The 16648-nt window shown below is 73.4% G+C and carries 10 protein-coding genes and 1 pseudogene; 4 read left to right on the top strand and 7 right to left on the bottom strand.

Annotation, left to right across the window (positions count from 1 at the left end; genetic code table 11):
* Positions 1-214 precede the first annotated feature (214 nt).
* Complete coding sequence (locus tag ACWZEH_RS18500; protein WP_456192289.1) at positions 215-3235, top strand: AfsR/SARP family transcriptional regulator; 3021 nt, start codon at positions 215-217, stop codon at positions 3233-3235.
* Between the two features lie 171 nt (positions 3236-3406).
* Here ACWZEH_RS18500 and ACWZEH_RS18505 read toward each other — a convergent pair whose 3' ends face one another.
* From ACWZEH_RS18505 to ACWZEH_RS18515, 3 genes are all read right to left on the bottom strand, one after another.
* Positions 3407-5050 carry a glycosyl hydrolase gene (locus tag ACWZEH_RS18505; RefSeq protein ID WP_456192290.1) on the bottom strand — a complete coding sequence of 548 codons (1644 nt, stop codon included), beginning with the start codon at positions 5048-5050 and terminating at the stop codon, positions 3407-3409.
* A gap of 30 nt (positions 5051-5080) precedes the next feature.
* Positions 5081-6556 (bottom strand): hypothetical protein, encoded by a 1476-nt coding sequence (locus ACWZEH_RS18510; protein WP_456192291.1) that lies wholly within the window; start codon positions 6554-6556, stop codon positions 5081-5083.
* A 127-nt stretch (positions 6557-6683) separates the two neighbouring features.
* Positions 6684-7163 carry a DUF4913 domain-containing protein gene (locus ACWZEH_RS18515; RefSeq protein WP_456192292.1) on the bottom strand — a complete coding sequence of 160 codons (480 nt, stop codon included), beginning with the start codon at positions 7161-7163 and terminating at the stop codon, positions 6684-6686.
* A 268-nt stretch (positions 7164-7431) separates the two neighbouring features.
* Between ACWZEH_RS18515 and ACWZEH_RS18520 the strand changes: the two genes are divergently transcribed.
* Entirely contained in the window at positions 7432-8358 is a 927-nt protein-coding gene (locus ACWZEH_RS18520) for a hypothetical protein (RefSeq protein WP_456192293.1), read from the top strand.
* Between the two features lie 117 nt (positions 8359-8475).
* Here the strand turns inward: ACWZEH_RS18520 and ACWZEH_RS18525 are convergent, their stop codons facing one another.
* Complete coding sequence (locus tag ACWZEH_RS18525) at positions 8476-9510, bottom strand: C40 family peptidase (protein WP_456192294.1); 1035 nt, start codon at positions 9508-9510, stop codon at positions 8476-8478.
* Positions 9511-9725: 215 nt separating this feature from the next.
* Between ACWZEH_RS18525 and ACWZEH_RS18530 the strand changes: the two genes are divergently transcribed.
* Both ACWZEH_RS18530 and ACWZEH_RS18535 read left to right on the top strand, forming a co-directional pair.
* The gene (locus tag ACWZEH_RS18530; RefSeq protein ID WP_456192295.1) at positions 9726-10118 is read left to right on the top strand and encodes a hypothetical protein; all 393 of its coding nucleotides are present in this window, start codon (positions 9726-9728) and stop codon (positions 10116-10118) included.
* A 644-nt stretch (positions 10119-10762) separates the two neighbouring features.
* A pseudogene (locus tag ACWZEH_RS18535) lies at positions 10763-11269 on the top strand (DUF418 domain-containing protein); the annotation flags it as partial.
* A 64-nt stretch (positions 11270-11333) separates the two neighbouring features.
* On the opposite strand, the gene ACWZEH_RS18540 reads toward ACWZEH_RS18535, so the two are convergent.
* The 3 genes from ACWZEH_RS18540 to ACWZEH_RS18550 form a co-directional block, all read right to left on the bottom strand.
* Positions 11334-13175: a type IV secretory system conjugative DNA transfer family protein gene (locus ACWZEH_RS18540; RefSeq protein WP_456192296.1), complete on the bottom strand. Its 1842-nt coding sequence runs from the start codon at positions 13173-13175 to the stop codon at positions 11334-11336.
* Positions 13172-14785, bottom strand: a complete 1614-nt coding sequence (locus ACWZEH_RS18545; protein ID WP_456199674.1) for an ATP/GTP-binding protein — start codon at positions 14783-14785, stop codon at positions 13172-13174. The genes ACWZEH_RS18540 and ACWZEH_RS18545 overlap by 4 nt, the downstream gene beginning before the upstream one ends.
* A gap of 254 nt (positions 14786-15039) precedes the next feature.
* The gene (locus tag ACWZEH_RS18550) at positions 15040-16533 is read right to left on the bottom strand and encodes an SCO6880 family protein (RefSeq protein WP_456192297.1); all 1494 of its coding nucleotides are present in this window, start codon (positions 16531-16533) and stop codon (positions 15040-15042) included.
* Between the last annotated feature and the right edge of the window lie 115 nt (positions 16534-16648).

A 16648-nucleotide genomic window follows, 5' to 3' on the forward strand; every position in this document is an offset into this window, starting at 1 on the left:
GTTCCTCTCTGCCGTTCCCGGCCGCACGGCACGGTCGGATCCGTACCGGCGTGACCCGCGTACCGCAACGGACGCCGCGTGAAAATGGTTCAACTCCCGGTCGACAAGCGGGACAACAGCCGAAACAGCGATGACAGGGGGACGGAAGGGCACGTTCCGTCCGAGTGACGGTGACGATGCGGTGTCCTACTAGAGTCCGAGGGTGGACCACTACGTGAATTCCGTTCGTTTCGCTGTGCTGGGTCCGGTTCGGGCATGGCGCGGGACACGGGAACTGGACCTCGGCTCGCCGCAACAGAGGGTTGTGCTGGCGCTGCTGCTGTTACGGCGTGGACGCCCCGTACCGCTCGGTGAACTCCTCGACGCCGTCTGGGGAGAGAGGCCGCCCGCGGCTGCCGTGTCCGTCCTGCGGACCTACGTGTCGCGCCTGCGCAAGGTGCTGGAGCCCGGCCGTGACCCGGCTGCCGGACAGCCCCGGGTGATCGTCTCCGTCGGGGACGGATACGTGCTGCGGATCCCGGACGACGCCCTGGACCTCGCCGTGTTCCAGCACCGGGTCGCCCGGGCGAAGAAGTCGCGCGCCGCGGGCGACCCGTCCGGCGCCGCGGAACTGCTGCACGCCGCGCTCGGCGGGTGGCAGGGAGCCGCGCTGGCCGGACTGCCCGGCCCGCTGGCCGAGACGGTGCGCTCCTGGCTGGACGAGGAGTGGCTGACCGCGCTGGAGGCGCGGCTGGACGTCGACATCGAGCTCGGACGCCATCACGAGGTGATCGCCGAGCTGATCCCGCTCACCGGCAGGCACCCCCTGCGGGAGCAGCTGTGCCGACTGCTCATGCTGGCGCTGTACCGGGCCGGGCGGCAGGCCGAGGCGCTGGCGGCGTACCGCGGGACACGCCGTGCCCTGGTCAGGGAGCTGGGCGTCGAGCCCGGCGCCCAGCTCCAGGACCTGCACGACCGTATCCTGGCGGCCGACCCGGCCCTGATGCCCGACCCGGTTCCGGGCTCGACTCCCGCTCCGCTCCGGTCCGCGTCCCCGGCCCCGCTCAGGCAGGTGCGGCCCTCCGACCAGGCCGAGCCGTCCGCGGCGCCCGTGGTGTCCGAGCCGTCCGTCGTCGCGCCGGCGGACGGGGACGACCGTTCCGACCCGCACGGCTCCCCGGAGGGAACCGCCCGTCCGGCGCAACTGCCCGCCGATCTCCCGACCTTCGCCGGACGGCACGCCGAACTCGAGCGGACCGGAGCCCTGTTGCCCGAGGACGGCAGTCCTCCGTCGACCGTCGTGATCAGCGCGATCGGCGGCATGGGCGGGATCGGCAAGTCCACCCTGGCCGTGCACTGGGCCCACCGGGTCGCCGACCGCTTCCCCGGCGGCCAGCTCTACATCAACCTGCGCGGCTTCGACCCGACCGGCTCGGCGGTGACGCCGGACGACGCCGTGCGGATCTTCCTCGACGCGCTCGGCGTCCCCCCGATACGGATACCCGCCGGTCTCGACGCGCAGGTGGCGCTGTACCGCAGCCTGCTCGCGCAGCGCAGGGTGCTGATCCTCCTCGACAACGCCCGCGACACCGAACAGGTCCGCCCGCTGCTGCCCGGCTCCCCGGGCTGCCTGGTCATCGTCACCAGCCGCAACCGGCTCACCGGTCTGGTCGCCGGTGAAGGGGCGCACCCCCTGACGCTGGACCAGATGACCTCCGCCGAGGCGCACGACCTGCTGGCCCGGCGCCTGGGCACCGGCCGGCTGGCCGCGGAACCGGAGGCGGCGTACGAGATCATCGCGCGGTGCGGCCGGCTGCCGCTGGCGCTCGCCATCGTCGCCGCCCACGCCTGCGCCCACCCGGCCTTCCCGCTCAGCGCCATCGCCGACGAGGTGAGCGAGAGCCACGGCAGCCTGGACGCCTTCGCCGGTGGTGACGACATCACCACCGACGTGCGGGCCGTCTTCTCCTGGTCCTACAAGGCGCTGTCCGCCCCGGCGGCACGCCTGTTCCGGCTGCTGGGCCTGCACACCGGGCCGGACATCTCCGCGCCCGCGGCGGCCGCTCTCGCCGGGCTCCCCCCGCGTGAGGCCCGCGGCATCCTCGCCGAGCTGACCCGCGCCCACCTGCTCACCGAGCACTTCCCGGGCCGCTACACCCTGCACGACCTGCTGCGCGTGTACGCCGCCGAACGGGTGCGTGCCGAGGAGACACGGGAGGAGCGGGACCTCGCCGTCGGGCGACTGCTCTCCTGGTACCTGCACACCGCCGACGCGGCCTACCCGCACATCACCCCGAACCGCCGCCGCATCCCCCTGGAACCGCTGCCCGAGGGGTGCCGGCCGCTGGAGTTCACGACGCACGAGCAGGCGCTCGACTGGTGCGAGACCGAACGGCCCAACCTGGTCGTCGCGGTGCACCAGGCCGACCAGGCCGGGAAACCCGGCATCGCGTGGCGGCTGCCCGCCGTCCTGTGGGGGTTCTTCTACCTCCGCAGCCACACGCACGACTGGCTCGACACCTCCCGTACGGGTCTCATCGCCGCCCGCACCGCCGGCGACCGGCAGGGCGAGGCCCAGGGGCTGTCCGACACGGCCGCCGCGCTGCGCAACGCCGGCAGGCTCGAGGAGGCCATCGTGCACCTGCACCGGGCGCTGGAGCTGTGCCAGGAACTCGGGGACAGGACGGCCAGGTCGTCGGTGGTCGCCAACCTGGGCGACGTCTACCTGCACGTCGGCCGGCTCGGCAAGGCCGTCGAGTACATCCGAAGGGGGCTGGCCCTCGACCGCATCGAGGGCAGCGCCTGGGGAGAGGGCATCGCCCTGTGCAACCTGGGCGACGCCTACCAGCGGCTCGGCCGGTACGACGACGCCCTCGGCTGTCTGGAGCGGGCGCTGGTGGTGCTGCGCGCCGGCGACAACCGCTGGGTCGAGGGCGTCGCCCTCGACATCCTCGGCACGGTCCACCACCGGCTCGACCGCTACGACGAGTCCGTCGAGTACTACCGTCAGGCGCTGGCGACACACCGGGACATCGGCAACCGGTGGGGCGAGGGCCACACACTGGGCAACCTCGGGGACGTCCACCTCGACGCCGGGGAGCCGGAGGCCGCCCGGGCGAGCTGGCGGCAAGCCCTCGCGATCTTCGCGGAGTTCGGTCATCCGGACGCCGAGAAGGTCCGCGCGCGGCTCGCCCGCCTGCAGGACGGCCCGGCCGACGCGCGTGCCCGAGGGGCTGCGCCGAAACGGACCGCCTGACATGGATCTCCTTGGGTCATGAGCCCCGCCGCGGAGCCGCCGGGGTGCACCCGAATCAACGGGAAAGAGACGAGGACGGTTCAACTCCGTTGATCTTTTCGGAGTTGAACCGTCCACGTGTTCGCGGCGGGGGCCTCAGCGCGTCAGCACCTCAGCACACCTCGGCGCACCTCAGCGCACCTCGCGGTAGATACGCCCGCTCGCGTTGGCGACCGCCCCGTCGTAGAGACCCGTCCGGTGGGTCTCGGTGGACAGCACGAACCACGCGTAGCGCTCCAGGAAGTCCAGGCCGTTCAGCATCTCGGTCGAGGACCGGACGAAGTCGGTCTGTTCCTGTTCGCTCGGGTAGCGCGGAGTGCCCTGGGAGAAGTCGATCAGGGCGTACTCCGTGAGCCAGACCGGCTTGTCGTAGCGGTCGTGCACGGCCTGCAGATAGCCGCGCAGCTGGTTGACGGCGTCGGGGCCGAAGTCGGCGCCGTACCAGTGCAGGGGAATGAAGTCGACGCGCAGACCGCGCTGTTCGGCCCCCTTCATGAACCGGTCCAGCCAGCCGCCCTCGAGGTCACCGCCGGAGGCGACCGCGGGTGCGCCCAGGCGCAGACCGGTGGACTCCAGCCGGGGCCACAGGTCCAGCGCCTGTTCGGGCGACATGGTGGCCTGGCCCGGATGGTCCGGCTCGTTGAAGCCGAGCAGAGCCTTCCCCTCCTTGGCGGCCTGGCCCAGTTGGGCGTCGGTGACCGAGTCGGGGCCCCAGATCATCGGGACGTACTCGACACCCTCCGGCCTGGTGACACCGTCGCTGGAGGAGGCCCAGTTGTAGAACCAGGACGAACCGGAGTCGGCCAGGGCCTCGGAGGCACCCGCCACGGGGTTGAGGCTGATGCCCTTGCGGGAGGCGGCCGGGGTGCTGCCGCCCCCGCGGGGCTGCTCGGTGACCACGGGGGCCGGCGGGGCCACGGCGTTGTCGTCGGGCGGGGCGGCGGCCTCGCCGGTGCCGTGGAAGGTGACGGTCATGCCGGTGCACTGCCGGCACTGGTACACGACCTGGTTGCCCTGCTCGGTGTCGTGCTTGGACCAGCTGTACGCGGTCGGGCACTTGCCGGCCAGCGCGTCGCTGTAGGGGGTCTTCGCGTCCCGGTTCGGGTTGACGCACACCAGCGCCCGGCCGGTGGCCTCGTCCTTGACCAGGTTGTCGGCCGGGCAGGCGGCCAGCAGGTCCTCGACGCAGCCCGCCGACGTGCACTCGCCCGACTCGGGCGGTGTCACGCCGTCCGGCGTGATGGTGATCGGCGACGCGACGGCGTTGACGTAGCTGACGTTGTACCAGGGCGCCAGGCTGTCCTTCGGGTCGAAGTTGAACTCGGCGAGCCCGGTCGGCTGTTCACCGGTCGAGCACCGGTCGGAGTACGGCCCGCAGTCGCCGACGGCGCAGTGGAACGTACTGCCCTCCTCGCCGGTGCAGCCCTCGCGGGCGAAGAACTTGCCGCGCCAGTGCCCGGCGCCGGAGTTCTCGGGGATCGTGATGGTGGCCGACTGGCCCGGGTCCAAGGTCGGCAGCCCGGTGAGTTCGGCCGACCCGTCGGCGTTGACCGTGCTGCCGATCCAGATCCGCTGGGCCGTCGTGTTCTTGAAGGTGACGGTGTGCTCACCGGTGCCGGCGTTGGCGGCCGGCGAGCCCGCGATGCTCACGTCGTCCGAGCGCTGGTTCTGGATCAGCAGGGCGGTGCCGGTGACCCCGACGGCGACCAGGAGCAGCGCCAGCAGGAACGAGGTGCGCCTGCGCAGGACGGGCCTGCGGATGAAGGGTCTACGCATGGATCACGCCTCCTGGTGGGGCGACGTACGTCATTTCCGTCCTCTCGGCTGGGGTTTCATGGGTGTGGTGATGGGGGCTCCGACGGGTACCGGGCGGGACCTCGTCGGTGAACCGCTGCTGCCCGGGGCCGTGGGGGAGCTCAGAGGGGCGAGCGACTCGAGCGAGCCGCGCAGGGCCCTGTGCCCGTCGCCGCTGAGCAGGGACGGCAGGGGCGTGGACGGCGCCGGGGGCGTCACGGGGCTCGGGGGCGCGCTCGTGGGGGCGCTGTCCACCGGGCCGCCTGCGTGGGCGGCCCGCCCGGTCTGCTGAGCAGCCCGCTCGGCCGCGAGAAAGGCCTGTCCGTCGAAGACGTCGGCGGGGCGCGGGGCGAGGGTGGGGCTGTTGCCGAGCTGCTCCCGTTGGGCTTGCTCGGCGGCGCCAAAGCCCTGGCCGTCGAAGGCGTCCTGGGCGCTGGGGGTGGCGGTGGGGCCGGTGCCGAGGCGCTCCCATTGCGTCTGCCGGGCTGCTTGGAGGGCTTGGTTGTCGGGGGCGTCGGTGAGGGCCGGGGTGGCGGTGGGGGAGGTGCCGAGGCGCTCCCATCGCGTCCGCTCGGCCGCCCGGAAGGCCTCGCCGTCGGCCATCTCGTTCCGGCGGGGCCCTTCGAAGCTGCTCCGGTCCTGCCCCGCGACCTGTGTCGCGGCCGGTGCGGTGTCCGACCGCTCCTGCGAAGCCGGACGCTCCCAGCGCTCGCGCAGTGCCGCGAACTGCCGCGCGTCGGCGGCCATGATCCGGTCCCGGGCGGCCTCCATGGCCTGGGTGGCGGTGAGGCCGGGGGCGGCCGTGTTCGTGCTCGCGTTCGTCTCCGTCTCCGTCTGCGTACTGCTGTCGGTGTAGGCGTTCCCGGTCGTGGCCGGCGCGGTCCGCAGTGCGGTCTCCTGCGCCGACGCCCGCTCCCGTCGGGGCGGGTCCACACCCTGGGACGTCTCCCGCAGCGACTCCCGCATGTACGCGTTGGCGGCGTACCGGGCGACGGTCGGCATGCTCTCGGGGGACTGCTCGAACGCCTTCTTCCAGTTAGCGTCGGTCCTGACCAGGTGGAGAACCGCGTCCTCGAAGGCCTCGTGCTGGAGCGTCGACAGCCGGCCGATCCTCTCCCCGAGGCGCGCCATGTCCGGATCCGCCGACCGCGCCGAGGACATCTCGGACGTTCTCTCCGCCGGACTCCGCGCCGGGACGGGCGGCCACGGCCCGGAGCGGTCGGCCTCCCGTCCGGCGACGGACGCGTAGTCCCCGCCGGCCGGGGTCGCCGCCGACTGGGAGCGGCCCGTCAGACGGTCCATGAGCCGGCGCAGCTCGGCCGCCAGGCGGTTCCAGAGGCCCGCCGTGCCGGTCGGATCCCGCCCGTTGTCGCGACGCTCGTCCCGCAGGCGGTACTCGGTCTTGACCAGGTCACGCGCCAGTCCGACTTCGGGGCGCTCCTTGGTCAACCGGTTCCGGTTCGGGGAGGCCGCGTTGTCATCCGCCACGGTGCCCCTCTTTCAGGTCGGAGGTGCTGACAGGAAGCGACAACGGGCGGGCCGGGGGCAACGGTTCAACAGACGGGACGCCACGGCGGGGCAGGCCGGCCGTGGCTCCTAACGCCACGCCGCTCCCTCAGGCCGACGCGGGCGGAGGGGGCGGAGGGGGCGGCGGCCCGAAGGGGTCCAGGGCATCGACGGTGGGCTTCTCCTTCGGGCGGTGCATGCCGGGCTTGCAGCCGGCGAAGGGGCCCGAGGGGTCCCGGAGGGAAGCCATCACCGGCAGCAGGTAGTCGCGGTGCCAGTTGGCGGGCCCGCTCAGGCCCGACCCCGGACCTGTCAGCTCCATCCAGGCGAGCCACAGACCGTGGAGCTGGGCCACCGCCTCCGGGTGCTCCCACCAGCGGGAGCACCAGGGAGTGGAGGAGGTGACCTCCCGGCCGTAGACCGGCAGCAGCACATGGTGCGCCCACAGGGTCAGCTGCCGCAGCGCCTGGACGTAATCGGGACCCTCGAAGTAGAGGATGAACAGGGGCGCGGACGGGGCCTGAGGCGCCCCGGCCCCGTTGTCGCCCCTCTGCTCCTCCTGCGCGGCAGGAGCGGTGTCGTTCCTCATGACCGCTCCTCCTGTTCTCCGGCGGGTGTGGAGGTGACTGACACGGGGTTGCGCATGAATGTTCCCTCGGGTGGAGATCGGGCCTCGTCGCGTCCGGCACCACAACGCACGGATGGCGCCCGGGGTTCACCGCCTCCGGGGGGACAGCGGCCGGAGTCTCTGAACCCTCGCCGCTCCGGTGCCGTTGTGCTGATGACTCCGCGACGGAGTCGTGTTCGGCGGTGTCGTGTTCCCACGACCCGATCCGTGAACGAAGAGGAAGTGCCACATGTCAGGAAACAACTCGGACGACAGCTTCTATACGGCACAGAGCGGCGGGAGCCGCCGGAGTGGCGGGAGCGGCGGCCACCAGAGCAGCAGTTCCGCGGGCCGCTACGGCAGCAGCAGCCCGGAGAGCGACGGCTCCGGGCCCTACCCGCCCTCCACGTCGAGCAGTTCGCAGCAGTCACAGGCGCAGTACTCGCAGTCGCAGTACTCCCAGTCGCAGTACTCGCAGTCGCAGTACTCGCAGTACCCGCCCTCCCAGTACTCCCAGCCGTCCGCTGCCGCCCCGACCGGCGACAGCGGCTGGACGCGTGCTTCCAACGCCGCCCTGGCGGCGGCTCCGCTGGCAGGGCAGTCGGCCGCCATGCTCGCGGCGCAGTACTCGTCCGACCCCACCGCGGCCGTGCAGGGCTACGGCGGCGCGGTCGGCGCGACCGCGGCCGCCAACGCGGCCGAGGCCAGCCGGCAGGCCTACTACGCCTACAGCGTCAGGGCTGACCCCACAAGGCCTCAGCCCGCTCCCTCCCTCGCCAGGTTCACGGGATCCGCTGTCGCGACCGTCGGAGGGGCCGTCTACGGTGCCGGGGCCGGCATGAACCACCCGGGCATCCAGGGTTTCGGCGCCGCGGCCCAGGCCGTGGGAACGGCGGTGGCCGTGGGGTCCCCGCAGCCCATGCATGACCCGTACCAGCAGTCCAGCGGGCAGCAGATGCCCACGGGCGGCTACGGCCCGACGCTGCCGCAGTACAACCAGCAGGTCGCGGGGCACCTCGCGCAGCAGCAGCAGTACCAGCAGCAGTACCAGCAGCCGGCCCAGTCGCACGACAGTTCGGCGCCCAGTCGGCCCCCCGCGCCGTCACACAGCTCGTCGTCGTCGCACGGGCAGGGGGGACGCCGCAGGGGCGCGGGCGGAGGAGGTGGAGGCCGTTAGGTAGCTTCCTGTCCGGCCCCTCGGTGGTGCGGAGCCGCCGACGGGGGGAGCGCAGGCAGCCCGGACCAGAGGCGGGGGGCGGGGCGGACCCCATGTGGGGTCCGCCCCGCCTCACGTTCACGCGTCCGGCCGCACCACCCCGAGGATCTCCAGCGACCCGGCCGGCGCCACCGTCACCGAACGCCCCGGGCGCGGGGCGTGGATCATCTTGCCGTCGCCGATGTAGAGGGAGACGTGGGTGGCGTCGGCGTTGTAGATGATCAGGTCACCGGGGCGCATGTCCGCGACCGGGACGCGGTGGAGCAGGCGCCACTGCTCCTGCGAGGTACGGGGGATGGCCACGCCCGCCGCCAGCCACGCCTGCGAGGTGAGGCCGGAGCAGTCGTAGGAGTCGGGGCCCTCGGCGCCCCAGACGTAGGGCTTGCCGAGCTCACGGGTGGCGAAGGCGACGGCCCTGCTGCCCGCGCTGCTGCCCTCGGTGCCGGCGGTGTCCAGGACGCCCGACTCCACCCACTCCGCCTGGGCCTCGTCGGCGGCTTCCCTTTCGAGCGCGGCCAGTTCGCGGCGCTGCTTCTCCGCCAGCCGCGACTCCACCTTCTGCGCCTCGTCGATGCGGTCCTGGATCGTCCCGCGGTGGGAGTCCATGGTGCTGCGGTTCTTGCGCAGCCGTTTCAGTTCGTCGGCCGCGTCGTCGCTGCGCGTGCGCAGCTCCTCCCGGGTCTTGGCCAGGGCCGTCATCACCCGGTTCGTGCCCTGGTGCGCCTGACGGGCCAGGGAGGCGTTGTCCAGGGCGCGTTCGGGGTCGTCGGCGAGGACGAACTGCATCTCGGCGGGGACACCGCCACCGCGGTACTGGGTGCGGGCCGCCACCCCGGCCAGCTCGGTGAGGCGGGTCAGCTTCTTCTCCGTCGACGTCACCTGGGCCCTGAGCGCGCCGAGGCGCTTCTTCTGCCGGGTCACCTTGCCGTCGACGGCGTTGTACTTCTCGGTGGCGACCTCGGCGTCGTGGTAGAGGCGGTCGAGTTCGGCGCGCACCTCGGGGAGGGTCGCCGGTTCGGCGCTGGCGGGCTGGTGGAGTGCCGCCGTCAGGACGAGGGCCAGTGCGACGGCGGCCGCCGTCCGGTGGCCGTGTGCGCCCGGGATCCGTCTCATGCGGTTCGTGGCTCCCTTCGTAGGCGCCGCGTGGGTAGGGATGGTGGGACGTGGGAATGCCAGGGATCGCCCACACAACGGAGCCGTGTCGTCCGGAGGTTCAAGGCGGGCGGGACGGGAACCGGGGTGAACCGGGTCGACCTCACCGGCCGTTGTGCGCGCAGGGCACCGGCCGACAGGGCACCGGCCGGCAGGGCCTGGACGAAGGGATGGGTATGAACGCGGAGTTGGTGGTGCTCGCGCTGTGCACGGGGTTCGGCATCGGCTTTCTGCTGGCCGCGGTCCGGGCGATGGCGACGGCCGCGGCCCTGTGGGCGCGCGGCCGGCGGGTGATGGGGTTCGTGACGGCACGCAAGGCGACCGACCGGCGGCGCGGCGGACTCGTCGTGTTCTCCGACCACTTCGGCAGGGACCTCGTCCTCGACCCGGGGCGCTGCGGGCCGTTCTACGGAGTGCCCCCGGTCGGCGACAACGTGCCGGTCGTGTACGTGCGTGAGCATCCCACGCAGGCCAGGCTGTGGACGCCCAGGCATCTGCTGGCACCGTCGTTCGGATGGTTCCTGTCCGCCACCCTGGCGTTCGGCACCGGGGTCGTGATGGCGGGGTGAGGCCGGTGGGGGCCCTGCCCGGCCGGCCCCGGCGCGTCGGCGAACTCGACGTGCTGCGCGGGTTCGCCCTGTTCGGCATCCTGGTGGTCAACGCCGGTCTGATGGCGGGCCCGTACACGGCCTTCGGCGGCGGGCCCGGCACCTCGACACTGGACCGGGGTGCCGCGTGGACGGTGACCGCGCTGGTCACGGCCAAGTTCTACGTCCTGTTCTCCTTCCTCTTCGGCTACGGCTTCGTCCTCCAGTACCGGTCCGCCCGGCAGGCGGGCGTCGCCTTCGCCCCGCGCCATCTGCGGCGCGCCGCGGGTCTGTTCGTCCTGGGGGCCGGGCACGCCGTCCTCCTGTATCCCGGCGACATCCTGACCACGTACGCCGTCATCGCGCTGGTGCTGTACGGGCTGCGCGGGATCTCCGCGCGGGCCGCGCTGTACCTCGCGGCCGGCCCGCTGGTGGTGCTGTCGGCGCTGCTGCTCGGGTACGGGCTGCTGACCGTCGCGCTCACCGAGCCGGTCACCGTCACCGAGTACGCGCCCCGCGTCGCCGACACCGTCGCCGCCTACCGGGGCGACGCCGGATCGGTGCTGGGCGCGCATCTGCGCGAACTGCCGGCGGTGATCGCCACGGACCTGCTGTACGCGCCGGCCATGCTGGCCGCCGCCCTGGCGGGGCTGGCGGCGGCGAAGTCCCGGCTGGCCGAGCGGCGCGGCCGGGACGCGGTGTGGCTGCGGCGGGCCGTCGTACGCCTGCTGCCGCCCGGCCTCGCCGGCGGTGTGGTGGCCGCCTGCTGCGCGAGCGGGCCGCTGGACAGCCGCTGGTTTCTGGTCGGGCAGGGGGTGACGGTGCTGACCGCTCCGGCGCTGACGGCGTCGTACGCCTGCGGCCTGCTCCTGCTGCTCCTGCGGTGCGAGGCCCGCGTCCCGGCGGCGGCCCGGGCGCTCGCCGCCGCCGGACGCATGGCGCTCAGCCACTACCTCGCCCAGTCGCTCGTCCTCGCCTGCGTGTTCACCGGGTACGGGCTCGGACTGTACGACCGGGCCGGCACGGTCGCCGTCCTCGCGGGGTGCGTACTGCTCTACGCCGGCCAACTCGCCGTCAGCGTCCGGCTGACGGGCCGGGTGCGGTACGGGCCGGCCGAGCTGGTCCTGCGTACGCTCACGCTGGGCCGCCGGCCCGGCACCTTCCCGCACCCGCACCCGCACCCGCACCGGGACCGGGTCAGCGCACCGGCTTGGACAGCGTCACCCCCGGAACCCCCTGTGCGCCCGGCAGCCCCGGGACCCCCGCCGCCTCCGTCCCCGGAGCGTCCCCCAGTCCCGGCAGGAGACGGCGCGCGGCACGCTCCGTGATGGCCGCCGTCTCCGCTTTCGCGGCCGCCGAGATCGCCCCGGCGCCGGGCTCCTTGTACCAGGGGCGCAGCCGGATCAGCGCCGGCTTGACGCCGGTGGCGAGGAGCAGCGCCGTGCCCTTGGGGAGGGCGCGGATGCGGTCCGGCGGCAGGACGGACTCCTGACGGTAGGAGTACGACCGTGAAGTCCCCTCCTTGCTACGGGAGACGGTGGGCGTACGGACGTCGTGCTGGCCGACGAGCGTGGAGATCTTCTGCACGAAGTCGGCGTCGTCCAGGCCCGCGCCGAGGAGCTTGATCGTCGCCGCGCTCCACAGCGCGTCCATGCCGATCTCGCCCCACACCCGGGCACCCTGCCGGTAACTCTGCAGAAGTGTCACGACGTTGATGCCGCGCGAACCGAAGTGCGAGTACAGGTCGGGCAGATCGGAGATGCGGCACACGTTGGCGGCCTCGTCGAGGACCGCCGTCAGCGGCGGGTCGAGCCGGCCGCCCATGCGCTCGGCGGCGACCACGCCCGCCCGCATCGTCGCGTCGGCGAGCCCCGCGATGACGCCCGCCGCGGAGCCACCGCCGTCCTTGGAGAGCAGGTAGAGCGTGTCCTGGCCGAGGACGTGCAGGTCGGGACGGAACTCGGGCAGGTGGGGGTCGGGTGAGACCCAGGCGAGGATCTCCGGGTCGAGAAGGCAGGACACGGTCTGGCGGGCGGTCTCGTAGATGCCGTCCCGGGTCTCCACCGCACCGCGCACGGTTCCCTGCAACTGCTCGGCCATCGCGACGAGTCCGGCGTCGCGGAGCAGGTCGACCGGGGTGCGGTCGGCGGGGTCGGCGAGCCAGCCGAGCAGTTCGGTGATGGGGGTGCGGCTGCGGGCGGCGGCCAGGAAGAGGGCGGTGAGGGTGTTCTGGGCGGCCGAGATCCAGAAGTCCTTCTTCGCGGTGTCGTCGTTGACCGACGCCACGAAGTGACCGGCCATGCGGCGGGCGCCCTCGATGGTGTGGCACTCGCCGAGCAGGTTCCACCACATGGCACGCGGGGTGTGCGCGATGCCCTGCGGGTCGAACGTCCAGACCGTGCCGGCCTTCTCGCGCTCGGCGCGGGTGACGGCGTACACGTCGGACTTGTTGGAGGTGAGCAGGACGGCGCCCTGGGCGCGCAGCACCCGGGGGACGGCGATGCCGGTGGACTTGCCGGCCCGGGGCGCCATGAGGTCCAGTTCCACGTCCTCGTAACTGCTGCGCAGCTCGGGGCCGTTGGGGCTGAGGTCGCCGAGGAGGTTGCCGGTCTCGTCCGGGTGCACCCGGTCGCGGCCGTTGAGGCTGGGGCGCAGTTCGCGGGCGCGGGCCTCGATGCCCTTGGGGCACATGGCGGCGAGTTCGCGGCGCCCGGCCAGGCCCTTGGTGCGGCCGGACCGGCCCAGGACGAGGCGCAGGGCGAGGACGACGGGCAGCGCGATGAGAGCCAGCAGGACGAGCATGCCCCCGTAGAGGGCGGCGGCCGGAGCCCCGGGCCACAGGCCGGCCGGCCCGTCGGAGACCAGGTGCGACACGGTCGACATGGCGAACGGCGGGCCGTCCCAGCCGTTGCCGGACAGCCCGGATCCGAGGGTCCCGCCACACCAGGCGACGGTGAACATGGTCAGGCCGGTGCCGGCGATCGCCACGATGGCCCACGGCAGCTGCTCGTGCAGGTCACCGGTGCCCGGAGCACTCACGCGGACCACCCCCCGGCGGCGGCCCCGGCACCCGGACCGCCGGGGAACCCCGGGCCGCCCGGGAACCCCGGAACGCCCGGCTCGCCGGGGGCACCCGGCGACGCGTACGCCCCCTCCTGCGCGGCCCGTGCCACCTGTGCGGCGGTGTGGGCGAGCTGCTGCTCGACCGCCTGCTCGACCCGTTCCTCGTTCGGCGTCCACCGGGTGTTGGTGTTGTGCAGCCGGCGCTCGGCGTCGGTGATGGCGACCTTGATGGGGATGCCGGGGCGTCCGCCGACCTTGATGAGGAAGCGGCCCCGGCCGGGCGGCTCCTCGTGGTCGCCGGAGACACCCCAGCCGGGCGGCGAGGACCAGGACGACACGAGTTCGATCTCGCGCCGGGACAGGCCCACCACCTTGCCGAGGTCCTCCATCTCCGCCTTCGGCAGCCCCGCGCACACCACCATCCCGGCCCGCTCGACGAAGCCGCGCGCCTTGGCCCGGTCGGCGTCGGTGCCGAGGGCCTCGGCGTCCTTGAGCGTGTGGGTGATCTTGGCGTCGCCGAGGCCGAGGGAACGGTTGAGGCGGGTCAGGGCGTCGATGCGGTCGACGATGCCGGAGGCGGCGCGCAGCGGGCGCCACAGCTCGTCGAGCACGGTGAAGAACCAGCGCCGGGGCTCGAGCCCGGCGTCCGCGAGGGCGTGCGAGGCGGCCACCGTGCCGAGCCCGTCGGACCAGGCGGCGAGCATCGCGGCGGCGGTCAGCTGGGTGTCGGCCTCACCGATGCCGGAGATGTCGATGCACACGGCGGGCGCGTCCGGGTTGATGCGGGTGGACGTCTCGGAGGCGAAGGTGTCGCCGAGCGGACCGTCGAGAATGCCGAGCAGGGAGCGGTGCAGCGGGTCGACGGCGTCCCGGTAGCGGGCGTCGTCCCCCCGGTCGAGGGTGACCGCGCGCACCCGGTCGGGGCCCTCGGTGAGCACCCGGAGCACGTCCGGCAGCAGCACGGTCCGGCCGGGCGGGGTGCGTTCGCGCAGGTGGTGCAGGACGGCGGAGAGCACGGACTGCTCGTGGTCGTCCATCGGCCGGCCGCGCACGATGGTGATGAGCGCGGCCACCATGTTCAGCACCCGGCCGTGCGTCTCGGCCTTCAGCACCTCGCCCGCCTCGCCGCCGATCCTGGCCGCGGCCGCGCCCATGGCGCCCGGGTCGAGGACGTTGATGCCGCCCCGCCCGCGGCCGATGGAGATCACCTGGCCGCCCAGGGCACGGACCGTGTCGGCGTAGTCGGGCTTGAGGTCGCCGAGGACCAGCGGGACGACACCGGTGGCGGAGAGCCCGATCAGCATGCGGTTGACGAGCGTGGACTTGCCCAGACCCGGCATGCCGAGCATGAACAGCGACGGGTTGGAGATGTACCGGGCCCGGGTGAACCAGTTCAGCGGGTCGCCGCAGACCGTGGCACCGGTGAACAGGTGCTGCCCCAGCGGTACGCCCGTCATGGGCGAGCCGGAACCGGCCGCGAACGGCCACATGCCGCACGCCTGCACGGTGGTGGCCCGCCACATGGTCGGCGGATCCAGGTAGCCGACCCGCCCGCCCCCGGCCCCGTACCAGCCGCGCGGCGGCACGTACGGCTCGCGCGGGCGGGAAGCGGCCTTCTTCCCGTCGCCCTGCTTGCCGCCGTCCTCGCCGAACCCGTCCTCGTACCCGGCCTTCCCCCGCTTCTCCCGCTTCTCCTGTTCCTTGCGCTCCTTGCGGCCCCTGCGCCCGGACCTCTTTGGCCCCAGGGGCCCCGCTCCGGGACGCCTCGCCTCCAGTTCCGCGCGTGCCCGCTGCTCCGCCAGCCGGTCGGCCAGCTCGGCCCTCTTCTCGTCGCGGCGGCTCACAGCGCCTCCTGCAGTTCGTGCGGGATCAGGGTCTGCTCCCACGGGAGGATCCCGGCGGGCAGCGTGCAGCTGAAGGCGGCCGCCTGCATCCGGTCCGCGGGCCGCATCAGCACCCGGGAGGCCGCGGTCAGGTTGCGCACCGTGACGCTCGCGTCGGCCAGCTGCTCCATGGTGTCGACGGTGACGGTCAGCATCAGCGAGAACTCCACGAGTCCCGCGCCCGACGCCTCCTCGGCCGCGGTCTGTTCCGCCGCCCGCATCTCGGAGGCCGCGCGGGCCTGCACCATGCCCCGGCCGGACGTCGCCATGAACTGGGCGCTGCGCCGGTCCGCCTCGACGATCCGGGCCGAGGTGGCCGGGTCGATCGGCCGGTACACCAGCGCGACCCGCTTGCGCCGCGTGCCGGGCGCCGCCTCCAGCATGCCCCGCAGCACCGAGGACCGTACGGTGCCCCGCGGTGCCAGCGTCATCAGCCAGGTCCGGGACACCCCCGAGTCGTGCTGGTAGCTGTTCACGGTCTCGACGGCGGCGGCCGGCCCGGCGTCGTCCCACTCCAGGCCCGTACCGCCCTGCTGGGCGCGGGCGTTGAGGACGTCGGCGGAGACGGCCGGGTCGTAGGCGACCCGCACGACCTCCGCGATCCGCTCCGCCGACAGCGGGTACGCCGCTCCGCCGCCGGCCGCGACCAGACCGCTGAGCAGGCCCGGGATGCGGATGGCGAGGTCGGTGATCACGTCCTCCTTCTTCCGCTTCTGGCCCGCGGGGACGCCGTAGGTGAGGCTGATGTACGTGTGCATCTCGGAGGACGCGGTGGGGTAGCGCTCGACGACCTCCTCCATCACGGCACGGGCGGCGGCCGGCGCGTTCGGCCGGATGCGGGGCAGCACCTCGTGGGCGAGCCGGGTGCCCGGGTCGGGGGCGGTCTCCACGATCACGGACGCGCCGCGCAGCCCGGGTTCGTGGGACAGGCGGGCCAGCCACTCGCCCCACAGGGCGACCCACACGTCGACCTGGTCCGGGTCGACGAGCGAACCGCCGTCCGGGTCGCAGCCCAGGACGATCGTGTACAGGTTGCGGTTCGGGTGGTGCAGCACGCCGAAGGGACGGTCGTAGGCGTCCCGGCCCTCGGTCGCGGAGACCTTGTTGAGCAGCCCCGGCGGGCGGAACCGGCCGCCCGGCCGGGCGGACAGCGGCCCGGAGACGTACAGGTGCGCGCCCCTGGCCTTGCGCCGCCGCCAGCCGATGCGCAGGGCGATCAGCTGGTAGACGTTGCGGCCGTCCTGGGTGCGGATGGCGAGCGGGACCAGGAACAACGCGATGGGGACGAACACGACCATCGCCGCGTACAGCGAGATCAGGGACGCGAGCAGGGTGAGGACGAGCCCGCCGAAGACACCGAAGGTGCCGACGAGCCCGAGCGGACCGAGCCCCGGACGCCTTGGGCGGCGCCAGTTCCCGTAGGTCGGATGGGTGACGGCTTCCGTGGACATGAGGGTCCGTTTTCCCTTCGTGAAGTGATCGGGTTACGGGGGCGGGCGGGGCGTGAGCGGGGCGGGGGAGGGAGGAGACCGCCGGACTCCGTCGGGGGGACGTGGAGTCCGGCGG

It is taken from the genome of Streptomyces yamdrokensis (assembly GCF_053890455.1).

Excerpts from the sequence above, each read along its gene's own strand:
- ACWZEH_RS18525 (WP_456192294.1), bottom strand. The coding sequence starts at position 9,510 with ATGAGACGGATCCCGGGCGCACACGGCCACCGGACGGCGGCCGCCGTC.
- ACWZEH_RS18550 (WP_456192297.1), bottom strand. The coding sequence starts at position 16,533 with ATGTCCACGGAAGCCGTCACCCATCCGACCTACGGGAACTGGCGCCGC.
- ACWZEH_RS18515 (WP_456192292.1), bottom strand. The coding sequence starts at position 7,163 with ATGAGGAACGACACCGCTCCTGCCGCGCAGGAGGAGCAGAGGGGCGAC.
- ACWZEH_RS18520 (WP_456192293.1), top strand. The coding sequence starts at position 7,432 with ATGTCAGGAAACAACTCGGACGACAGCTTCTATACGGCACAGAGCGGC.
- ACWZEH_RS18530 (WP_456192295.1), top strand. The coding sequence starts at position 9,726 with ATGAACGCGGAGTTGGTGGTGCTCGCGCTGTGCACGGGGTTCGGCATC.
- ACWZEH_RS18505 (WP_456192290.1), bottom strand. The coding sequence starts at position 5,050 with ATGCGTAGACCCTTCATCCGCAGGCCCGTCCTGCGCAGGCGCACCTCG.